Origin of the sequence: Novosphingobium sp. NPDC080210, from assembly GCF_050281025.1 — a bacterium.
Taxonomy (GTDB): Bacteria; Pseudomonadota; Alphaproteobacteria; order Sphingomonadales; family Sphingomonadaceae; genus Novosphingobium.
The window spans coordinates 901,110-921,694 of the sequence record NZ_JBNNWL010000001.1 but is presented as its reverse complement, the minus strand read 5'-3'; the positions used below and the strand labels follow the sequence as shown (position 1 = coordinate 921,694).

The following is a 20,585-nucleotide window of genomic DNA, read 5'->3' as shown; positions in this document are numbered from 1 at the left end:
TCCCGGGGCAGGATCAGGCTTGCGGCGTGACGAGGTACTTCTCGCCCGTGCGGCGGGCGTTGTATTCGCTTACCGCTTCCTTGGTCAGCATCCCTTCCAGGGTGACGTGGGCCTTGTAGTGGCTGGCGAAAGTGGTGGTCAGGTCCTTCATCACGCGGGCGCGCATCCGACCAACCACTTCGGGTCCGGCCTTCATCATGAACGGGGTGAGCAGCCAGCCGCCCAGATCCCAGGTCAGGCCGAAAGCGCGGTTGAGGATCGTCGGCCCCAGATCGAGCGCGCCATAGATATAGACCTTCTTCGCCTCGCTGGAGCCATAGCGGCTGAAGGCAGCGCCGCGGCTGGCGGCGGCTTCCATCGCGGTCAGGAACTGGCTGGCAACCGTGCCGCCGCCGATGGGATCGAACCCGATCATCGCCTTGGTTTGGGCAATCGCGTCGATCAGCTTGGGCATGTAATCGGCGTCAGTCATGTTCAGGACATGGGTTGCGCCCAGATCCTTCAGCAGCTTCACCTGCGCGTCGCTGCGGACTACGTTGACCAGCGGAATCCCGTCTTCCTGACAGATCTTGACCAGCATCTGCCCCAGGTTCGAAGCAGCAGCGGCGTGGACGATCCCGGTGAAGCCTTCCATCTTCATCGTCTCGACAAAGCCCAGTGCGGTCATCGGATTGACGAAGGAACTGGCAGCCTGTTCGGCGGTCACGCTGTCATCCACGGCAAAGGCCATCTGCGTGTCCGCCACGGCATAGGTGGCATAGGCGGTGCCCGGAACGCAGGCGATCCGCTTGCCCAGCAGATGCTCTGCACCTTCGCCCGCAGCGACAACGATGCCCGCTGCTTCGTTGCCGGCCGGCATGGCCAGGCCGTGGCGGGCCTTCATCGCGCGGGTGGCATTGTCCGGCATTTTCGCCACGATCTTGCCCGGAGAATACTCGGCGTTGTCGGTATCGGCGCTGGCGAACAGCAGGCCCAGGTCTGAAGGATTGATCGGCGTTGCCTCAACCTTGATCAGCACCTGGCCCGCCTTGGGCGCGTCCCAGGTCTTGTCGTTCAGTTGCAGGGTCAGCGTGCCGTCTGCATCAAGCTGGGTGGTAAGCTGCTTGCCGGTGAAGGTCATGGTTGTCTCTCCCGAATCCGTGTGATGACGTTTCGGATTGCAACCTAGTGCGTCATTCGTCGGGGTAAAGCGCGCGCACGAAATAAAGCCCGGCACTTGGGGCATTGAGGCCGAGCGCGCTGCGCTCACGCGCGGCAAGCGCCTCTGCCACCTGTTCCTCGCGCCAGCGGCCCAGGCCGACGAGCGCCAGGCAGCCGACCATCGAGCGGACCTGATGGTGCAGGAAACTGCGCGCGGCGGCGCGGATGTGCACTTCCTCGCCGACCCGCTCCACGCTGAGCAGGTCCAGCGTCTTTACCGGGCTTTGCGCCTGGCAATGGACCGAGCGGAAGGTGGTGAAATCGTGACGGCCGACCAGTGCCTGGGCCGCGCGGTGCATCGCCTCTGCATCCAGCGGCTGGGGCACGAGCCAGGCGCGGTTCGCATCCAGCGTCAGCGGCGCGCGGCGGTTGGCGATACGGTAGAGATAGGAGCGCCCGGTGCAGGAAAACCGCGCGTGCCAATCGTCCGGCTTTTCCACGCAGTCCAGAACGGCAACTGGATCGGGCCGCAGGTGGTGGTTGAGCGCTTCCATCAGGCGGAAGGGCGCGATGTCCTTGGCAACGTCGATGTGCACTCTCATGCCCAGGGCGTGGACACCGGAATCGGTCCGTCCTGCCGCGTGCATGATCGCCTGCTCACCCGTGACTCGCTCGACTGCTTCTTCCACCGCCTGCTGCACGCTGGGGCCATGCGCCTGCCGCTGCAGGCCCATGAAGGGCGTGCCATCGAATTCCAGAGTGAGGGCGAAGCGGGTCATGTCAGCCAAGCTGCGCCCCGGGCGCAATGGCCCAGCCGCGCAGCAGGTCCTGCGTGGCCATGGCTGGGCGACCGGCGCGCTGGACCAGGCTGGGCCGGATCGCGCCATCGCCGCAGGCGATGGTCAGGGCATCGTCCAGTACCGTGCCGGGAGCGCTTTGCCCCTCGGCCAGCTGCGCCGCCAGCACCTTGCACCGCTCGCCATCGAATTCGAACCACGCGCCGGGGGCAGGGGCAAAGGCGCGGACCTGCCGCTCGACCTGCTGGGCGGGCTGGCTCCAGTCGATCCGCGTTTCCGCCTTGTCGATCTTGTGGGCATAGGTCACGCCTTCCTCCGGCTGGACCTGCGGTGGGTATTTGGGGAGTTCGGCAAGGACTGCAACCATCAGCTCCGCGCCGCTGGCCGCCAGTTCCTCGGTCAGTTCCCCGGTGGTCTTGCCATCAACGGGGGTAGTGACCTTGGCCAGCATCGGGCCGGTATCGAGGCCTGCTTCCATCTGCATGATGGTGACGCCGGTTTCGCTGTCCCCCGCCAGGATCGCGCGGTGGATCGGCGCAGCGCCGCGCCAGCGCGGCAGCAGGCTGGCGTGGATGTTCAGACAGCCATGGCGCGGGGCATCCAGCACGGCGCGCGGCAGGATCAGGCCATAGGCGGCGACAACCGCGATATCCGCATCCAGCGCGGCAAAGGCGGCCTGCTCGTCAGCTCCTTTCAGCGACAGCGGGTGGCGCACCGGAATCCCCAGTTCTTCCGCTGCGCGGTGGACCGGAGTGGGGGTCAGTTCCTTGCCCCGCCGACCGCCGGGGCGGGGCGGCTGGGTATAGGCGGCAAGCACCTGATGTCCCGCCGTAACCAGCTCCCGGAGGGCCGGTACGGCGAAGTCCGGCGTTCCCATAAAAACGATCTTCACACCAAACTCCCGCTCACCCTGAGCCTCTTGATGGCTGTCCTTAGCCTTGCTGGCAGAAAAGTGAAGGACGGGGCTTCGACAAGCCGGGTCCAAGCGGTTAGAGGAGGGCCATGGCATCGCAAGAGATCGAAGCACTGACGACCGCCCTGTCGCGCCTGCCGGGGCTGGGGCCGCGTTCGGCGCGGCGGGCGGTGCTGTGGCTGATCAAGCGCCGCGAAACCGCGCTGGTCGGCCTGCTCGAAGCGCTGGAAGGGGTACGCGCGGGACTGGTGGAATGCGCGACCTGCGGCAATGTCGATACCAGCAACCCCTGCGGCATCTGCGCCGACCCGCGCCGCGATCAGCGCCAGCTGTGCGTGGTGGAAGACGTGGCCGACCTGTGGGCGCTGGACCGGGCGCGGCTGTTTACCGGCAAGTATCACGTGCTGGGCGGGCGGCTCTCCGCCCTGGAAGGGGTGCGGCCCGAGGACCTGTCGATCGGCCCCTTGCTGGAACGCGTCAGCCAGGGCGGCATTGACGAAGTGGTCCTGGCCATGAACGCCACGCTGGAGGGGCAGACCACCGCGCATTACATTGCCGAGCGGCTCGAAGGCTATCCGGTGCGGATCACCCAGCTTGCCCATGGCCTGCCGGTTGGCGGTGAGCTGGATTATCTGGACGAGGGCACCCTGGCCCAGGCGCTGCGGGCGCGGCGGCCGGTGGGGTAATTTTATCTCACGCAAAGACGCGAAGGCGCGAAGGTGTCGGCTTGTGGTGCCAGGGTGTTTTTCGGCTCAGGCCTTGGAGAAACAAACGGCCTGCGGCGCAGAGCGGCATCTTCGCGCCTTCGCGTCTTTGCGTGATCCAGCAATCCGCAAGGTTGAACCTTGCCGCGCCGCGCACTATGTGCGCAGCCTATGGCCATTCGTGAAATCCTTGAAGTCCCCGATGCCCGCCTCAAGGTGGTGTCTGAACCTGTCACCAAGTTCGATGACGAGCTGAAGACGCTGGTCGAAGACATGTTCGACACGATGTACGATGCTCCCGGCATCGGCCTTGCCGCCATCCAGGTTGGCGTGCCGCTGCGCGTGCTGGTGATCGACCTTCAGCCGGAAGACCCGGATGCAGAGCCTGTAGCCTGCAACCACGACGGCCATCACCATCACCACCAGCCGACCAAGCGCGAGCCGCGGGTGTTCATCAACCCGGAAATCCTCGATCCGTCGGACGATCACTCGATCTATTCCGAAGGCTGTCTGTCGGTGCCGGAAATCTATGCCGAGGTCGAACGCCCCGCGCGCATCCGTGCGCGCTGGCAGGACCTGGACGGCAAGGTGCACGAGGAAGAGATGGACGGGCTGATGGCGACCTGCCTCCAGCACGAGATGGACCACCTCGAAGGCATCCTGTTCATCGACCACCTCTCGCGCCTGAAGCGCCAGATGGCGCTGAAGAAGCTGGACAAGCTGCGCAAGGTTGCGTGATTTTCCCGAGGTAACCGGGGCGACCCAATCTATCTCCCCGGCCTCTCCGTCATCCTGAACTTGTTTCAGGATCCATCGGGCGTTTTGGCCCGAAGCGTTGTATGGCGCGCGGTGGCGCGGTTTAACCTTGCCCCGGACACCCGAGCAAACCGAGGAATGGATCCTGAAACAAGTTCAGGATGACGGGTTTTGCAGGGATCACGGACCTTGGCGGAGGGCGCGGCGCTCGCGCGACTCCGTCAGAACAACCCTTCGATCAAGCCATCCGCATTCAGGTAGATCCCCTCCGCGGCAGGCACGCGGGGCAGGCCGGGCATGGTCATGATGTCGCCGCAGATCGCCACGACGAAGCCCGCACCGGCAGATAGCCGCACTTCGCGCACTTCCACTTCATGCCCTTCCGGCGCGCCCATCTTGGCGGGATCGGTGGAGAAGGAATACTGCGTCTTGGCCATGCAGACCGGGAAATGGCCGTAGCCCATGTCCTCCCAGGTTTTCAGCTGGGCGCGGATCGCGGGGGACAGTTGGACTTCCGCCGCGCGATAGATTTCGCGGCCAACCGTTTCGATCTTCGCGGCCAGGGGCAGGTCGTCCTCGTACAGCGGCGCAAAGCCGTTGGGGCCGAGGTCCGCCTTGGCTGCAACGATCCGGGCGAGCTCTTCAGCTCCCGCACCGCCTTCGGCCCAGTGGCGGCAGACCACGGCCTGGGTGCCATAGTGGGCCGCCAGTTCCTCCACCGCAGCCAGTTCCGCAGCCGTGTCGGTGGGGAAGTGATTGATCGCCACGGTAGGCTTCACGCCAAACTTGGCGAGGTTTTCGATATGCCGCTTCAGGTTCGCCCCGCCGTCGCGCACGGCCTGGACGTTTTCGGTCGCCAGATCGCCCTTGGCCACCCCTCCGTGCATTTTCAGCGCGCGGACCGTTGCCACCAGCACGACCGCATCCGGCTTCAGCCCGGCCATGCGGCACTTGATGTCCATGAACTTCTCCGCGCCCAGGTCCGCGCCGAACCCGGCTTCCGTCACCACGTACTCGCCCAGCGCCAGGGCCGTGCGCGTGGCGATGACCGAATTGCAGCCATGGGCAATATTCGCGAAGGGCCCGCCGTGGAGGATGGCTGGGTTGTTCTCGAGCGTCTGGACCAAATTGGGCAGGACCGCGTCTTTCAGCAGCGCGGTCATGGCGCGGTGCGCCTTGATGTCGCGGCAGAATACCGGGCTCTTGTCCCGGCGGTAGCCGACGATGATCGCGCCCAGCCGCTCTTCCAGATCAGTCAGGTCATCCGCCAGGCACAGGATCGCCATGATTTCCGAAGCCACGGTAATGTCGAACCCGGTCTCACGCGGATAGCCATTGCCGACCCCGCCCAGCGGCCCGACCACTTGCCGCAAGGCGCGGTCGTTCATGTCCAGCACCCGCCGCCAGGTGATCCGGCGCAGGTCCAGCCCCAGTTCGTTGCCCCAATAGATGAGGTTGTCGATCATCGCCGCCAGCAGGTTGTGCGCGGCGGTGATCGCATGGAAATCGCCGGTGAAGTGCAGGTTGATCTCGTCCATTGGCATGACCTGCGACTTGCCGCCGCCCGCTCCTCCGCCTTTGACGCCGAAGCATGGCCCAAGGCTCGGCTCGCGCAGGCACAGCATCGCGTTCTTGCCGATGCGGTTCAGCGCGTCGGCGAGGCCGACCGAGGTCGTGGTCTTGCCTTCGCCAGCCGGAGTAGGGCTGATCGCGGTGACCAGGATCAGCTTGCCCTGCCGGTCGCTGGCCGGAAGGTGCGCGCAGTCGATCTTCGCCTTGTAGCGGCCATAGGGGATCAGCGCCTCCTCCGGGATGCCGGCCTTGGCCGAAATGCGGGAGATCGGTTCAAGCTTTGCCGCGCGGGCGATTTCGATGTCGGTCTGCATGGGCGAAACTCTCGCCCCTCGGGCGCCTTTGCTCAAGGCCAGGCCACACGTTCTTCACGGAATATGTGCCGCAAAAGCAATTTCATCGGCTTTGGTGATAATTGCGCGCAGCGGCCTTGCGCAGGCCGGGTGGTGCGGTTAAGTTCGCGCTTCGTTCTCATTCGGGTGAAGCATGGCCGGCGAAGTTATTCTGTTTCTGTTGATCGGCTTGGCCATTGGTGCGGCGGGCGGCTGGTTGGCCGGTTCGCGCCCTGCAGCAGACCTGCGCCAGCGCCTGGCCACGGGGGAAGAGGAAGCGAAGGCCCTGGATGCGCGGTTCAAGCAGGCCATTGCCGATCTGGCCGCCGCAAGCGAGCGGGCCCAGCGTGCCGATTCCCTGGCAGAAGAGCTTAATGCGACCCGTGAACGGGCCGAGGGGTTGAGTGCTGACCTCGCGACGATGAAGGCCAATGCGGTCCATCTCGAAGAGCAAAAGGCCGCGTTGCTGACCGCGCAGGAGAATCTGCGCAAGGAATTCGAAGCCGCCGGTGCGCGGGTGCTGGCCCAGGCGCAGGAAACGTTCCTAAACCGCGCGCAGGAACGCTTTGCCCATAGCGAGGACAAACAGGCCGAACGGCTCAAGGCCCTGCTCGCGCCGGTCGATGCGCGGCTGAAAAGCTATGAGGAGCAGGTCCAGGCGCTGGAGAAGAACCGGGTTGATGCCTTTGGCCAGCTGGCCGGTCTGATCCAGTCGGTCCGCGACGGGCAGGAAGCGGTCAAGGCCGAGGCGGCGCGGCTGGGCAATTCGCTGACCAACGCGCCCAAGGCGCGGGGCCGCTGGGGCGAACGCGCCTTGCAGAACGTGCTGGAGCAATGCGGCCTGTCCGAGCACACCGATTTCAACCTGGAACACTCGATGGAGACAGAGGACGGGCGGCTCCGCCCCGATGCCATCGTCCACGTTCCGGGGCAGAAGAAGCTGGTGATCGACGCCAAGGTTTCGCTCAACGCCTATCAGGCCGCGTTTGAAGCCAACGATGACGAGACGCGTAAGCGGAACCTCGATCTTCATGCCCGCTCGATGCGCGGGCATATCCAGACGCTCGGCACGAAGAGCTATCAGAGCCAGTTCGAAGAGGCCCCGGACTATGTCGTGATGTTCGTCCCCGGCGAACACTTCGTCGCCGCCGCACTGGAACACGATCCGGAACTGTGGGACTTCGCGTTCCACAACAAGGTTCTGCTTGCCACGCCCACCAACCTGGTCGCCATTGCCCGTACCGTGGCGATGGTCTGGAAACAGGACCAGCTGGCGCGCGAAGCTGTCGAAATCGGCCGCGCGGGGGCAGAACTCTACGACCGCTTGGCCGTTGCGGCGGATCACCTCAAGGGCGTGGGCGCGGGGCTGGACCGGGCGGTGCGCAAATACAACGATTTCGTCGGGAGCTTCGAACGCAACGTGCTCAGCTCGGGCCGCCGTCTGCGCGACAAGGGCATCGAGATCGGCAAGCGCGAGATTGAGGACGTTCCCGTGCTGGAAACCTCGGCGCGTTATGGTGAAACGGCAACACTGGCGATTGAAGCGGCTGACGAGGCCGACGATCCGGCTTCGACAGGCTCAGCCTGAGCGGGGTTTTAGCTGGAATGGAAGTTCACGCCCGTTCTTGGTCAGGAGATCCTGTATCGACGGCGCTTCAGTCTGTGGCTTCAGCACCTACCCAGGACGAGCAGGACCCGGACGCACGTCTTTGAAAGCCAACGCTCTGGAAAGACGTTAAACCCCGCTCAGGCTGAGCCTGACGAAGCCGGGTCGCGTGAAACTTGTCCCGCTCAGTCCAGCCGGGCCAAAGCCTCGTATGCCAGAACCGCTCCGGCGACTGCCGCGTTCAGGCTGTCGGCCCGGCCTTTCATCGGCATGGTCACGCGCAGGTCGCAGGCCGTTTCGTAGTCTTCGGGCAGGCCCCGGCTTTCGTTGCCAACCATCAGGAAGCAAGGCGCGGCATAGGGGGCGGTGCGGTAATCGACCGCGTCGCGCAGGCTGGCCGCGACCAGTTGCCCCGGTCCGCCGCGCAGCCAGGGGAGGAATTCTTCCCACCGCGCCAGCGCCACTTTTTGGGTGAAGATCGCGCCCATGCTGGCGCGCACGGCTTCGACGCTGAAAGGATCGGCGCAGTCGTTGATCAGGATCAGGCCGCCAGCGCCAACCGCGTCGCCGGTCCGCAGCATGGTGCCCAGGTTGCCCGGATCGCGCAGCGCCTGTGCGACCAGCCAGATCTTGGCAGTGGAGCGATCAATCGCGGCAAGGCTGGTGTCAAATTCGGCAAAGACCCCGGCAACGGCTTGCGGATTGTCCTTGCCGGTGATCTTGCCCAGGATGTCAGTGCTGGTTTCGATGACCTCGCCGCCTGCGCGCAGCACGTCGGCTTCCAGCGCATCCAGCAAGGGATGGGGATCGCGGCGTTCGGCCATGACCAGCATTTCCGGCAGATGGCCGCATTCGCGCGCATCGGTCAGCAGGCGCAGGCCCTCGGCCAGGAACTTGCCCGAAGCCTTGCGGTGCTTCTTCTCACGCAGCGAGCGGAGGAACTTGACCGTGGGGTTGGAAAATCCGGTGATGGAACGGCGCTGGTTCAACCGCTCAATCCTCGCCGAAGCCGTCCTTGACCAGGCCGACCAGCTTGAGCAGCGCCGTATCCGCGCTTTCACCCGAAACGATGATGTCGATCGAATCGCCTTTGGCCGCGCCCAGCATCATCAGCCCCAGGATCGAACCGCCGGCCGCATCGGCACCGTCTTTTTCGACCCGGACATTGACCGTTTCGCCCAGCTTGGTGACGGCATTGACGAATTTCGCGCTGGCGCGGGCGTGCAGGCCCCGGTTGTTGACGATCTCTACGCTTTCGCGAACCTCGTTCATTCCCACCCCCCTTGTGGTTATCAGTTGTTATCAGGCGTCCTGGCCGAGGAACTCCGACGCGATCGTGATATAGTTCCGACCTGCGTCGCGACCGGCGATGACCGCCTTTTCCAGTGCCATGCAGCCGCGCGCCTTGGCCAGGCGGATCAGCATCGGCAGGTTGATGCCGGCGATGACTTCGACCTTGCCCTTTTCCATCAGCGAGATCGCCAGGTTCGAAGGGGTTCCGCCGAACAGGTCGGTCAGGATGATGACACCCGCGCCCGAATTGACCTCTTCAATCGCGGCGGCGATTTCCGCGCGGCGGGCTTCCATATCGTCGTTTGGACCGATGCAGACCGTGCGCACCGCGTCCTGGCGGCCGACGACGTGCTGCATCGCGGCAACGAATTCCTCGGCAAGCTTGCCATGGGTGACCAGGATCATGCCGATCATGTCGCGACTGCACTCCGAACTGCAAGGCCGGCGATTCTTGCCGGAAAGTGGCCCGGGGCAATGGCGCGGGAAGGGGGCATGGTCAATGCTTTCCTTCCACCCCGTCTGCTGCTCGGGTTCCCAGGTTGCGATGGGTGAGCGACGGCGCGTAACCGGCGCTGGTCAGAACCCGGGTCATTTCTTCTGCCACGAAGACCGAACGGTGGCGCCCGCCGGTGCAGCCAAAGGCGATGTTGACATAGGCTTTGCCCTGGGCACGGTAACGCGGCAGCAGCATCAGGATCAGGTCCCGGATGCGGGTAAAGGCCTCTTCAAAAGCAGGATCCTTGCGCACATGGTCAGCCACCGGCGCGTCCTGCCCCGTCATCGGCCGCAGCTGCTTGTCCCAATGCGGATTGTCCAGGAAGCGCATGTCAAAGACCAGATCGGCCAGCGGCGGGGTGCCGCGCGAAAAGCCGAAGCTGGTGATGCTGACGGTGATGGGCTTGGAACCCTCGTCCGAAAAACGCTCGCGGATTGCCTGTTGCAGATCGTTGCTGGAAAAGTTCGAGGTGGAAATCACCATGTCCGCCCAGCTGCGCAGCGGCTCCATCAGTTCGCGCTCGGCCATGATCCCGCTGCTAGCCGGCAAGTCCTGCGCCAAGGGATGACGGCGGCGCGTTTCGTTATAGCGGCGTTCCAGTTCCTGGCCCGAGCAATCGAGGAACAGGGTGGTCAGTTCCAGGTCCGCCCGTTCCGCCAGCCGCTTTACCCGGTCAATCACTTTCCCCGGATCGAACCCGCGCGTGCGCGAATCGAAGCCGATGGCCAAGGGCGCGCGCAGCTCCGCGCCTGCCGTGTCTGGGCTGTCGATCAGGCGGCCCAGGAAGCGGATCGGGAAATTGTCGATGGTTTCCCAGCCCAGATCCTCCAGCACGCGCAGTACCGTGGTCTTGCCCGCGCCCAGCAGGCCAGTGACCAGAAGCACGCGATGACGGGGGGCGGGAGTGTCGGCCATGATTGCTCAAGGTAAATGGCGATTGCTGCACCGAAAGTGAAGGGGCCTTGCCGTAGTGTCCCCAATCGCGCGTTTCAGGTCAGGCCATAGCGTTGCATGGCCAGTTCCGCCTTGATCGCCGCGACCGGACTGTCCGGCCACAACCGCACCAGCGGCAGAGGCAGGTCCGCAACCGCGACGCTCTCTGCTTCGTCGATAAAGCGCGGCGCCTGGCTATCGAGCCGCAGCACCAGGGCCACTGGAACATCGGCGGCGACCGGGAAGGGGAAAATGCCCAGGTTTCGCACTTCCAGCAGTCCGGCGATGTTGGGTGGAGGGCTGGCAAAAAGCCGATCCGCGCGCCGGGCCAGTTCCACGCCGTCGTCCCCGACCAGCACTGCGCCCCGGTCGATCAAGGCCAGGGCGAGCGTGCTTTTGCCGCTGCCCGGCGGCCCTTCGATCAGCACGGCCCGTCCGCCGATGGCGATGCAGGTGGCGCGGTAAAGCGTGCTCACTCGACCTCTTCCTCGTCGGCCAGGGCGGGCAGGCTGAGCACCAGGCAGGCCCCTTGAAGGCGGTCCGGACGATCCGCCGCGACCAGCGTGCCGTCGTGCGCTTCGGCGATGGTGCGCGCAATTGCGAGGCCGAGGCCGGAGTGATTGCCGAAATCCTCTTCTGCCGGACGCAGCGAGTGGAACCGGTCGAACACCTTGTCGCGCGCCTGGACCGGTATCCCCGGGCCCTGGTCCAGCACGCTCAGCACCAGGCGGTCTTCATCGCGTTCGAACAGGACGCGCACTTCGCCGCCTGCGGGGGAGAAGGAGACTGCGTTGTCGAGCAGGTTTTCCAGCACGCGGGCCAGCTGCGCCTCGTCCCCGCGCACGTCCCACGGGCCTGCGCCGTGTGTCGCCAGGCGCAGGGTGGAGCAGCGATTTTCGCCCCGTTCGTCGCGGCTGCGGATCAGCGCCTTGGCCAGGGCGTGAAGGTCCACGGGGACGAACTGGGTGCGACTGAGTTCCGCGTCGATGCGGCTGGCCTCGGCAATTTCGGTGACGAGGCGGTCGATCCGCTGGACATCGTGGGCCGCGATACGCGTCAGCTGCGCGCGCAGATCGTCGTCCTTGACCTTCTCGAGCGATTCCACGGCGGAACGGAGCGAGGCGAGCGGGTTCTTGATTTCATGCGCCACATCGGCGGCGAAGCTTTCCACCGCGTCGATCCGGCGGCGCAGGGCAACGCTCATGTCGGACAGGGCGCGGGCGAGCAGGCCGATCTCGTCCCCGCGTTCGGGCAGGCGCGGCACTTCCACCGCGCGGTCGCGGCCCAGGCGCACGCGCACGGCAGCACGGACAAGGGCGCGCAGCGGCTGCACGATGGTCCGCGCCAGGAACAGCGACAACTGGATCGAAATGAGCAAAGTCACGCCCAGCACGATGGCCAGGGTCCCGCGCGCATCTCGGACCGACTGGGTCAGGTCGCGGGCGTTGCGGGTCACCAGGAGCATTTCGCCCGAAGTGCCGACCGGCGCGGCCGCATTGATCATCGGCGTATCGTCGCGCGCTGCCCGGGCCAGGACCGCGCTTTTGCCGGTGCGGGCCGCTTCGGCCAGTTCGGGCCAGGCGGCAACTTGGTCCACGCCCGGTTCGCGATAGGGATCGGGCGTGGGCGAATCGAGGATCAGGCCCATCGCGTTGTCGATCAGCCGCCCGCCCCGTTCGTACCAGCCCTCGCTCGCCGGATCGACCAGGGTGAAGCCCGGTTCGCCCAGGGCAAAGCTGTCCAGGGCAAGCTGGCCGCGCTGGTCGTAGACCCGAAGCCGCAGGTTCTGGCTCTGGCCGACTTGGACCAGCAAACGTCCGCGCTCTGCCGGGGGAGTGACGGCAAGACCCGAAGCGGCAATCTCCGCTTCGGCCCGGGCCAGCTTGAAGCGTTCCTCGAACAACTGCTTGCGATAGGAATCGAGGTAGAACAGGCTGCCCGCCATCAGGCCCAGGGCGATGATGTTCACCGCCAGGATGCGCACGGTCAGGCTGGTGCGGCGCTTCCAACTGGGGCGGGGACGCGCTTCAGCCATCGGTGAAGGAATAGCCCGCGCCGTAGAGCGTTTCGATGGCGGAAAACTGCGGATCGACTGCCCGGAACTTGCGGCGCAGGCGCTTGATGTGGCTGTCAATCGTGCGGTCGTCGACAAAGACATCGTCGCTGTAGGCCGCGTCCATCAGCTGGTTGCGGCTCTTGATTACGCCGGGCCGGTTGGCGAGTGCCTCCAGGATCAGGAATTCGGTTACGGTGAGCGAAACCGGCTGGCCGTGCCAGAACACGCGGTGGCGGGTCGGGTCCATTTCCAGAGCGCCGCGCACGATGGCAGCCGCCGGTTCGGGTTCGTCCGCCTGGGTTTCCGCTTCGTGGCGGACCAGTTCGGCGCGGCGTAGGATCGCGCGGATGCGGGCGACGAGCAGGCGCTGGCTGAAGGGCTTGGTGATGTAATCGTCCGCGCCCATGGCCAGGCCCAGCGCTTCGTCCGGTTCCTCGTCCTTGCTGGTCAGGAAGATCAGGGGAAGGGCGCTTTTGGCGCGGAGTTTCTGCAGCAGCTCCAGCCCGTCCATCTGCGGCATCTTGATGTCGCAGACCACCAGGTCGGGCGGATTGTCCAGCAGGGCGCGCAGGGCGGTCGCTCCATCGGCATAGACCCGCGTGGCATAGCCTTCGGCCTGGAGCCCGATGGATACCGTGGTCAGGATATTGCGGTCGTCATCGACCAGGGCAATCACCTGCTGCGGCAATGAGGAGGAAATCTGATCGGCCATCGGACGGCTTTGTTGCAAGGGCACCGGCGACACGGCGGGGCCGCATGGGTAGCCGGTCTGGACGGCGGAGACAATCGCCTTGAAAGCAGGGCTGATTTGCCAGCAACGAATGGTTTTGCGGCACATCTCCAGGTGATTTGACGGAATCGGGTAGCTCGACTATGCGCCGGTCGAACCCTTTGCATTCGTATGCGGACAGCGCTGCCGGACAGGTCTCGCTGCACGCGCTTCCATATGGAGACAGCCTTGACCGCTTCGCTTTCCTACCCGCTCGAAAAGCAGGGAATTACCACCAGCGCGACCATCTTTGCCAACCTTGGCACTCCGGCTCTGGTCGAACACGCGGTGAAGAACGGCGAAGGCCTGCTGGCCAAGGACGGTCCGTTCGTGGTGGAAACCGGCAAGCACACCGGGCGCAGCGCCAAGGACAAGTACATCGTGCGCGATGCCGAAACCGAAAACACCGTGTGGTGGGACAATTCCAATGCGATGAGCCCGGAACAGTTCGCCACGCTGAAGGCCGATTTCCTCGCCGCGCTGGGGCAGAAGGACACGCTTTACGTCGCCGACCTGTTCGGTGGTTCGCAGCCGGAACACCGCGTCAACGTGCGCGTGATCAACGAACTGGCCTGGCACAACCTGTTCATCCGCACCCTGCTGGTCCGCCCGACGGCGGAAGAACTGAACGGCATGGTGCCCGACTATACCATCATCGACCTGCCCAGCTTCCGCGCCGATCCGGCTCGCCACGGCTGCCGCAGCGAGACGGTGATCGCGGTCAACTATAGTGAGCGCCTGATCCTGATCGGCGGCACCGCCTATGCCGGCGAAATGAAGAAGAGCGTGTTCGGCATCCTGAATTACCTGCTGCCCGTGAAGGGCGTGATGCCAATGCACTGCTCGGCCAATATCGGCCCGGACGGCAAGACGGCGGTGTTCTTCGGCCTGTCGGGCACTGGCAAGACCACGCTCTCGGCCGATGCCAGCCGCACCCTGATCGGCGATGACGAACACGGCTGGTCGGACACGGCGGTCTTCAACTTCGAAGGCGGCTGCTATGCCAAGATGATCCGCCTTTCGGCCGAAGCCGAACCGGAAATCTTCGCCACGACCAAGCGGTTCGGCACCGTGCTGGAAAATGTGGTGATCGATCCCGTCACCCGCGAGATCGACCTGGACGACAACTCGCTGGCGGAAAACAGCCGCGGTTCCTATCCGATCGACTTCATCCCGAACGCCTCGGAAGACAACCTGGGTCCGGTTCCGGCCAACCTGATCTTCCTGACCGCCGACGCTTACGGCGTCCTGCCCCCGATCGCGCGGCTGACTCCGGATCAGGCGATGTACCACTTCCTGTCGGGCTATACCGCACGCGTCGCCGGAACCGAAATCGGCGTGACGGAGCCGGAAGCGACCTTCAGCACCTGCTTTGGCGCGCCGTTCATGCCGCGCCATCCTTCGGTCTATGGCAACCTGCTCAAGGAGCGCATTTCCAAGGGCAATGTGAAGTGCTGGCTGGTCAACACCGGCTGGTCCGGCGGCAAGGCGACCATGCCGGGGATCAAGCGCATGCCGATCAAGGCCACCCGCGCGCTGCTCAATGCTGCGCTCGACGGCAGCCTGAACAACGCCGAATTCCGCAAGGACCCGAACTTCGGCTTTGAAGTGCCGGTCGCGGTTGCGGGCGTCGACACGGCCCTGCTCGATCCGCGCGGCGCCTGGGCCGATGGCGCGGAATACGACAAGACCGCCAGCGAACTGGTCGCCAAGTTCGTGGCCAACTTCGCGCAGTTTGCCGATCACGTCGATCAGGGCGTTCTGGACTCGGCCCCCAAGGCTGCCTGAACCCGGTTAATCCGGAATCAAGAAGGGCCCCGGCTGCAAAGCTGGGGCCCTTTCTTTTTGAGGTAACCTCGAGGGGTGGTGCCGCCAGCCCTTTGCGCCTCTGCGTCCTTTGCGTTCTCTGCGCGAACCCCTTCGACCCATCCGTCCGGCGCAAGGCTAGGGCCAGAGTGACTTAGTGGGGCGCGCAGACCACCGAGTAGCCGGCACGATGGATGCTGAAACAAGTTCAGCATGACGGTGTTTTGGTTGCGGCGTCGCGCTATCTGACCTCGGTGATAAGGTGGATCGGCTCGATTAACCGTCACCCTGAACTCGTTTCAGGGTCCATCTAGCAACGCAGACCATCGGCTGGCCGACCAAATGGATGCTGGAACGCAAGTCACCGCCAGGTGAAACAGTTCAGCATGACGGGGTTAGGACGTGGTCGGTGTGCGCTTACCCCATTGCCGCGATATAGCGGTCCACGTTCCGGCCCAGCACGTCGAGCGGGACGTTGCCGCCGACTACCACCGCATCGTTGAAATCGCGCAGGTCGTATTTCGGTCCCAGTGCGCGCTTCGCCTTGTCGCGCAGCGCCAGGATCTCGGTGTGGCCGACCTTGTAGCCGCAAGCCTGACCCGGCCATGAGCAATAGCGATCCACTTCTGGCGCGACTTCGGCCAGGCCCGATCCGTTGGTCTCGGCGAACCACTGGACCGCCTGCTCCCGCGTCCAGCGCTTGGCGTGAAGGCCGGTGTCGACCACCAGGCGGCAAGCGCGGAAGGCGATGGACTGGAGATAGCCCAGCTGCCCGACCGGATCGCCTTCATAGGCACCCAGTTCATCGCCCAGCGTTTCAGAATAGAGCGCCCAGCCTTCCGAATAAGCGTTGAAGGCCAGCAGGGTGCGGATCAGCGGCAGGCGGTTGGCATATTCGCCCTGCCAGACGTGTCCCGGTATCCCCTCGTGATAGCCCAGCGTGGCGACCGAGTAGCGGGTGTGGCGGCTGACATCGCCCAGATTGAGCCAGATCTTGCCCGGAACGGTCCCGTCGATCGAGCCAGCGCCGCCGTATGCGCCCGGTGCGCCAGCCTCCTCGGCCAGCGGCAGGCGGCGGATTTCCAGATTGCCGCGAACCAGGGTGCGGAAAGCCTGGGGCAGCTTGGTGCGGATGAAGTCGATCTTGCTCTGCATCGTGGCAATGACTTCGGCGCGGCCCGCGTCGTTACCCGGGAACTGGAAGCGCGGGTCTTGCCCAAGGGCGGCCATGCGCTCGCCCACGGTGCCCTTGGTATAGCCCAGGCCGCGCAGGATCGGGTCCATCCGCCCGTTGAGTTCCTTCAGCGCATCGAGGCCCATCTGGTGCACTTCTTCCGGCGAGTGGCTGGTGGTGGTGCTGGCGCGCAGGGCCCAGGCATACCACTCATCGCCGCGCGGGCGCGCCCACATCCCGGCATGATCGCTGGCCTGGACCCGCTGCCGCTTGAGTTCGGCAAGCTGGCGCGACAAGGCCGCGGCAACCGGACTGGTGGCCAGACTGCGCGCCCGGCTACCCCAGTCGCCGGGAATGCTGGCGGTGCGCTTGGTCAAGGATTCGACCAGCCCGCCGCCGCCCTGGGCATCGGCCAGAGTCATTTCCATCTGCTTGATCGCCTTGTCGAGCAGGAACGAAGGGGCAATCGCGCCAATCCGCCCGGCCGAGGCAAGACGTTCGAGTTCGCCATCCAGTTGCTGCGGAAATGCCTCTAGCCGCGCCAGATAGGCCTCGGCATCGGCGGCGTCCTTCACCGGATGTTCGCTGTCGAGGAAGCGCGGCGTATCGAGATAGGCGCCGACGTTCTGGATCACGACATAGGGCGTGTTGCGCCAGCCGCCGACCGCGACGTCGCCATAAGGCAGGGCGAACCCGTCCAGCCCGACGGAAAAGGCGCTTTTCACCACGTCCAGGCTGGTGCGCGTGGCGGGATCGAGCTGGGTTCCTTCAAACCGCGCGGCCTGCTTCAACCCTTCGCGCAGCAAAGCCGCGACTTGTGCTTGTCCTGCTGCCGAGCGGTCCGCCAGGCGGCTGCGCAGGCCGGAATGCTCGCCCTTGTCGATGCCCAGCGAAGTGGCGGTTTCCGGGGACAGTTCGATCATCTGCCAGGCCAGCTGGTCCAGGTATTCGCCAGCTCCGGCAGGAGCGATGCGCCCCAGGGCACGTTGGCATCCGGGCAGGGCAAGAGTGGCAGTGCTGGCGCCCAGCAGGGAAAGGGCGCGGCGGCGGGAAAGCGTGAAAGTGTTCATGGGCGCGAAACTGCTGCGGCGCGCCGGCTGTGTCAAACTGCAAGGATGACCTGTGCGGGCAGAATCGCTAGAGGACGGGAATGACGCTCGACACCGTGCTTTCGATCCTGGTCCTTGCCGCCATTGCCCTGGTCATTGGCGCGGCCGCCCTGTGGCGGCGCGGCGGTCAGGCCAAGCAGGTGTGGCTCATGCTGCTGCTGGCAGCAGTCGTGGCGGGCAATGTCCTGATCTGGACCGTGCCGGACAGCACCGGCAAGGCCCCGGTTTCCCGGGGCCAGCCCTGAATCAGCGGATCGGGCAGTCCGGCGAAAGCCGCATGTCGAGGTAATTGTCGACCGAGCGCATCAGGTCGCCCATTTCATTTTCAAAGAAATGGTTGGCGCGGGGGATTTCCTCGTGATGGATCGTGATGTGCTTTTGCGTGCGCAGCTTGTCGACCAGCTTCTGCACCGAACTGGGCGTGACGACCGTGTCCGCCGCGCCCTGGATGATGATACCGGACGAGGGGCAGGGGGCGAGGAAGCTGAAATCGTACATGTTGGCCGGCGGCGCGATCGAGATGAAGCCGCGGATTTCCGGGCGGCGCATCAGCAGCTGCATGCCGATCAGTGCGCCAAAGCTGCTGCCCGCGATCCAGGTGGTGCTGGCTTCGGGGTGGATCGACTGGACCCAGTCGAGCGCGGCGGCGGCATCGGACAGTTCGCCGATCCCGTTGTCAAAGCTGCCCTGGCTGCGTCCCACGCCCCGGAAATTGAAGCGCAGGGTGGCAAAGCCGCGATTGGCAAAGGTCTTGTAAAGGTGCTGGGTGATCCGCTCGTTCATGGTCCCGCCCGCCTGGGGGTGCGGGTGAAGGATCATCGCCACTGGCGCGCGGCTGCGCGTGGCGGGCTGGAAGCGGCCTTCAAGGCGGCCTTCGGGTCCGGGAAAGATCACTGCGGGCATTCTGGCACCTGTTTTTGTTGAAGGCTCCACCCGCGGCGACCGAATTGTCGGCATGCCGGACCGGATGGGGCTATGATCGGGAAGCAGGCGCTATATAGAAACGAGTGTCCAAAAAGCAACTTTTCCGAGCATGTCCCAAACTGCCCTTTATCTTGACCATGCCGCAACCACTCCGCTGCTGCCGGCCGCGCGCGATGCGCTGCTCGAAGGATTTGCCCTCTGGGCCAATCCCAGCAGTCCCCATGCGGCGGGGCGCAAGGCCCGCGCCGCGCTAGAAGATGCACGCGCAGCGATCAAGGCAGGGCTGGGCTGGCAGGGCGAAGTGATCTTTACCAGCGGCGCGAGCGAGGCCTTGGCCCTGGCCATGTCGCGCTGCGTCCAGCCGGTTGTGGCTGTCAGCGCCGTGGAGCACGAGGCGGTGCTGCGCCATGCGCCGGAGGCGATGCGGCTGCCGGTCGATGGGCGCGGGCTGGTCGATCCGGCGCGCTGCGCGCTGGCGGGCCTTATCGCCGTCCAGCAGGTCAACAACGAAACCGGCGTGATCCAGCCGCTGGGTTCCATTGCCGCAGCCGTGAAGTCGGCTGGCGGCCTATTGCTGGCCGATGCGGCGCAGGGCGTCGGCAAGCTGGAGCTTCCTCAAGCGGACCTGATCGCGCTGTCGGCGCACAAGTTCGGAGGACCGATTGGTGTGGGCGCGCTGCTGGTGCGCGACTGGGCCTTGCTGCGCCCGACCGGCGGGCAGGAACGCGGCTATCGCGGCGGGACAGAGAACCTGCCCGGCGTCATGGCCATGGCGGCTGCGCTTCAGGCAGGGCGCGAATGGCTGGATCAGGCGGCGCAGTTGCGTGTGCGACTGGAAAGCGAAATTCTCTCGGCTGGCGGGGAGGTCGTTGCCGCAGATGCCCCGCGTCTTGCCACCATCGGTGCTTACCGGATGCCTGGAAAGTCGGCAAATGCGCAGTTGATCCGCTTTGACGGGCAGGGGATCGCGGTTTCGGCGGGCAGCGCCTGCTCTTCCGGCTCTTTGCGGATCAGCCACGTGCTGGAGGCGATGGGCACCGAAGGCGCGAACGAAGTGATCCGCGTGAGCATCGGGCGGGAAACGACGGCGGACGATGTGGACCGCTTCCTCACCGCTTGGAAAGACGTGGCCGGGCGATGATCTATCTCGATTACCAGGCAACCACGCCGCTGGCGCCCGAAGCGCGCGAGGCGATGCTGCGCTGGCTGGCGGGCGATGGCTTTGCCAATCCGCACAGCGCCCACGCTATGGGGCGGGCGGCCAAGGCGGCGGTGGAAGTCGCGCGCGAACAGGTCGCCGCGCTGTTCCCTTCCGGCGGGCAAGTGGTCTTCACCGGCTCTGCGACCGAGGCGATCAATCTGGCGATACGGGGCGGTCCGAATGGTCCGGTTGCGGTGTCGGCCATCGAGCACGCGGCGGTCCGTGATACGGCACGCTGGTTCGATGCCGATCACGAACTCGCCGTTGACGCTGATGGCCTGATCGATCCGGAAGTGCCGTTTCCCGAAGGTGCCCGGCTGGTCGCGGCGATGCAGGTCAACAACGAAATCGGCACGATCCAGCCGGTCGAGCGCCTGGCGGAGCGGGCCCGTGCTGCCGGGGCCTGGTTCCTGTGCGATGCCGTGCAGGGGGCGGGAAAACTCGCTGCCCCCGCCGGGGCTGACCTGATTGCCGTTTCGGCGCACAAGCTGCATGGCCCGAAAGGGATCGGCGCGCTGTGGGTGCGCGATGGTTTGCAGCTTTCTCCGATCATCCTTGGAGGTGGGCAGGAAGGCGGCCTGCGCTCCGGCACCCTATCTCCCGCGCTCTGCGCCGGTTTTGGCGCAGCGGCAAAGCTCGCATTGGGGCGGCGGGAGGAGGACGCGGCCCATGTCGAGATGCTTTGGAATGAGGCGCGCGGGGTGCTGGATCGGTGGGTGCTGAACGGCTCTGGAACAAAACGTTACAAGGGAAACCTCAACCTTCGCCTCAATGGCTTGGACGTTGCGCGGTTGATGAGCGACTGCCGCCGCATCATGTTCTCTGCCGGGTCCGCTTGCGCTTCCGGCTCGGGCCGGCCCAGCCACGTGCTGCGGGCGCTGGGCCTGTCCGATGGGGAAGCGCGATCATCGATCCGCTTGGGTTTTGGGCGCTATACCACTAGGGACGAACTGATCGAAGCCTGCCGCACCATTGACGCGGCAGCCAAGGCGCAAGGGGTGTGA

At 65.2% G+C, this 20,585-nt stretch carries 20 protein-coding genes; 7 read left to right on the top strand and 13 right to left on the bottom strand.

The window, feature by feature from the left end; genetic code table 11:
* Positions 1–13: 13 nt before the first annotated feature.
* From ACQKOE_RS04415 to fmt, 3 genes are read right to left on the bottom strand one after another with little or no spacing between them, the layout of a single operon-like run.
* Positions 14–1,120, bottom strand: a complete 1,107-nt coding sequence (locus tag ACQKOE_RS04415) for a zinc-binding dehydrogenase (protein ID WP_427511719.1) — start codon at positions 1,118–1,120, stop codon at positions 14–16.
* A 52-nt stretch (positions 1,121–1,172) separates the two neighbouring features.
* The gene (gene truA, locus ACQKOE_RS04410; protein ID WP_427511718.1) at positions 1,173–1,919 is read right to left on the bottom strand and encodes a tRNA pseudouridine(38-40) synthase TruA; all 747 of its coding nucleotides are present in this window, start codon (positions 1,917–1,919) and stop codon (positions 1,173–1,175) included.
* A gap of 1 nt (position 1,920) precedes the next feature.
* Positions 1,921–2,829: a methionyl-tRNA formyltransferase gene (gene fmt / locus ACQKOE_RS04405; protein WP_427511717.1), complete on the bottom strand. Its 909-nt coding sequence runs from the start codon at positions 2,827–2,829 to the stop codon at positions 1,921–1,923.
* 110 nt (positions 2,830–2,939) lie between these two features.
* On the opposite strand from fmt, the gene recR reads away from it, so the two are divergent.
* Together recR and def are read left to right on the top strand one after the other, a co-directional pair.
* A complete protein-coding gene (gene recR, locus ACQKOE_RS04400; RefSeq protein ID WP_374587715.1) occupies positions 2,940–3,536 on the top strand; it encodes a recombination mediator RecR in 597 nt (198 codons plus the stop codon).
* Positions 3,537–3,725: 189 nt separating this feature from the next.
* Complete coding sequence (gene def, locus ACQKOE_RS04395) at positions 3,726–4,292, top strand: peptide deformylase (protein ID WP_427511716.1); 567 nt, start codon at positions 3,726–3,728, stop codon at positions 4,290–4,292.
* A gap of 239 nt (positions 4,293–4,531) precedes the next feature.
* Here def and ACQKOE_RS04390 read toward each other — a convergent pair whose 3' ends face one another.
* Positions 4,532–6,196: a formate--tetrahydrofolate ligase gene (locus ACQKOE_RS04390; RefSeq protein WP_427511715.1), complete on the bottom strand. Its 1,665-nt coding sequence runs from the start codon at positions 6,194–6,196 to the stop codon at positions 4,532–4,534.
* Between the two features lie 172 nt (positions 6,197–6,368).
* Between ACQKOE_RS04390 and rmuC the strand changes: the two genes are divergently transcribed.
* Positions 6,369–7,802 carry a DNA recombination protein RmuC gene (rmuC, locus tag ACQKOE_RS04385; protein WP_427511714.1) on the top strand — a complete coding sequence of 478 codons (1,434 nt, stop codon included), beginning with the start codon at positions 6,369–6,371 and terminating at the stop codon, positions 7,800–7,802.
* A 203-nt stretch (positions 7,803–8,005) separates the two neighbouring features.
* Here rmuC and ACQKOE_RS04380 read toward each other — a convergent pair whose 3' ends face one another.
* The 7 genes from ACQKOE_RS04380 to ACQKOE_RS04350 all read right to left on the bottom strand — a co-directional run bounded on the left by ACQKOE_RS04380 (position 8,006) and on the right by ACQKOE_RS04350 (position 13,310).
* Complete coding sequence (locus tag ACQKOE_RS04380; protein ID WP_427511713.1) at positions 8,006–8,809, bottom strand: TrmH family RNA methyltransferase; 804 nt, start codon at positions 8,807–8,809, stop codon at positions 8,006–8,008.
* A gap of 4 nt (positions 8,810–8,813) precedes the next feature.
* Entirely contained in the window at positions 8,814–9,092 is a 279-nt protein-coding gene (locus tag ACQKOE_RS04375) for an HPr family phosphocarrier protein (RefSeq protein WP_374587705.1), read from the bottom strand.
* 30 nt (positions 9,093–9,122) lie between these two features.
* Entirely contained in the window at positions 9,123–9,527 is a 405-nt protein-coding gene (locus tag ACQKOE_RS04370) for a PTS sugar transporter subunit IIA (protein ID WP_374587703.1), read from the bottom strand.
* 82 nt (positions 9,528–9,609) lie between these two features.
* Positions 9,610–10,524 carry an RNase adapter RapZ gene (rapZ, locus tag ACQKOE_RS04365; protein WP_427511712.1) on the bottom strand — a complete coding sequence of 305 codons (915 nt, stop codon included), beginning with the start codon at positions 10,522–10,524 and terminating at the stop codon, positions 9,610–9,612.
* A gap of 74 nt (positions 10,525–10,598) precedes the next feature.
* Positions 10,599–11,018: an HPr kinase/phosphorylase gene (locus tag ACQKOE_RS04360; RefSeq protein ID WP_427511711.1), complete on the bottom strand. Its 420-nt coding sequence runs from the start codon at positions 11,016–11,018 to the stop codon at positions 10,599–10,601.
* Positions 11,015–12,577 (bottom strand): stimulus-sensing domain-containing protein, encoded by a 1,563-nt coding sequence (locus ACQKOE_RS04355; RefSeq protein WP_427511710.1) that lies wholly within the window; start codon positions 12,575–12,577, stop codon positions 11,015–11,017. Before ACQKOE_RS04355 ends, ACQKOE_RS04360 begins: the two co-directional genes overlap by 4 nt.
* Complete coding sequence (locus ACQKOE_RS04350; protein WP_427511709.1) at positions 12,570–13,310, bottom strand: response regulator transcription factor; 741 nt, start codon at positions 13,308–13,310, stop codon at positions 12,570–12,572. The genes ACQKOE_RS04355 and ACQKOE_RS04350 overlap by 8 nt, the downstream gene beginning before the upstream one ends.
* Positions 13,311–13,556: 246 nt before the next feature.
* Here ACQKOE_RS04350 and ACQKOE_RS04345 point away from each other — a divergent pair, with 246 nt between their 5' ends.
* Positions 13,557–15,155: a phosphoenolpyruvate carboxykinase gene (locus ACQKOE_RS04345; RefSeq protein WP_427511708.1), complete on the top strand. Its 1,599-nt coding sequence runs from the start codon at positions 13,557–13,559 to the stop codon at positions 15,153–15,155.
* Positions 15,156–15,590: 435 nt separating this feature from the next.
* Here the strand turns inward: ACQKOE_RS04345 and ACQKOE_RS04340 are convergent, their stop codons facing one another.
* Positions 15,591–17,417, bottom strand: coding sequence for a DUF885 domain-containing protein (locus ACQKOE_RS04340; protein ID WP_427511707.1), 1,827 nt, complete (start codon positions 17,415–17,417; stop codon positions 15,591–15,593).
* Between the two features lie 80 nt (positions 17,418–17,497).
* Between ACQKOE_RS04340 and ACQKOE_RS04335 the strand changes: the two genes are divergently transcribed.
* On the top strand, positions 17,498–17,701 hold the full coding sequence (locus ACQKOE_RS04335; RefSeq protein WP_427511706.1) for a hypothetical protein: 204 nt from the start codon (positions 17,498–17,500) through the stop codon (positions 17,699–17,701).
* Position 17,702: 1 nt separating this feature from the next.
* On the opposite strand, the gene ACQKOE_RS04330 is transcribed toward ACQKOE_RS04335, so the two are convergent.
* Positions 17,703–18,359: an alpha/beta hydrolase gene (locus ACQKOE_RS04330; RefSeq protein WP_374587689.1), complete on the bottom strand. Its 657-nt coding sequence runs from the start codon at positions 18,357–18,359 to the stop codon at positions 17,703–17,705.
* Positions 18,360–18,489: 130 nt separating this feature from the next.
* Here ACQKOE_RS04330 and ACQKOE_RS04325 point away from each other — a divergent pair, with 130 nt between their 5' ends.
* Entirely contained in the window at positions 18,490–19,521 is a 1,032-nt protein-coding gene (locus tag ACQKOE_RS04325) for a cysteine desulfurase family protein (RefSeq protein WP_427511705.1), read from the top strand.
* Complete coding sequence (locus tag ACQKOE_RS04320) at positions 19,518–20,585, top strand: cysteine desulfurase family protein (protein ID WP_427511704.1); 1,068 nt, start codon at positions 19,518–19,520, stop codon at positions 20,583–20,585. Before ACQKOE_RS04325 ends, ACQKOE_RS04320 begins: the two co-directional genes overlap by 4 nt.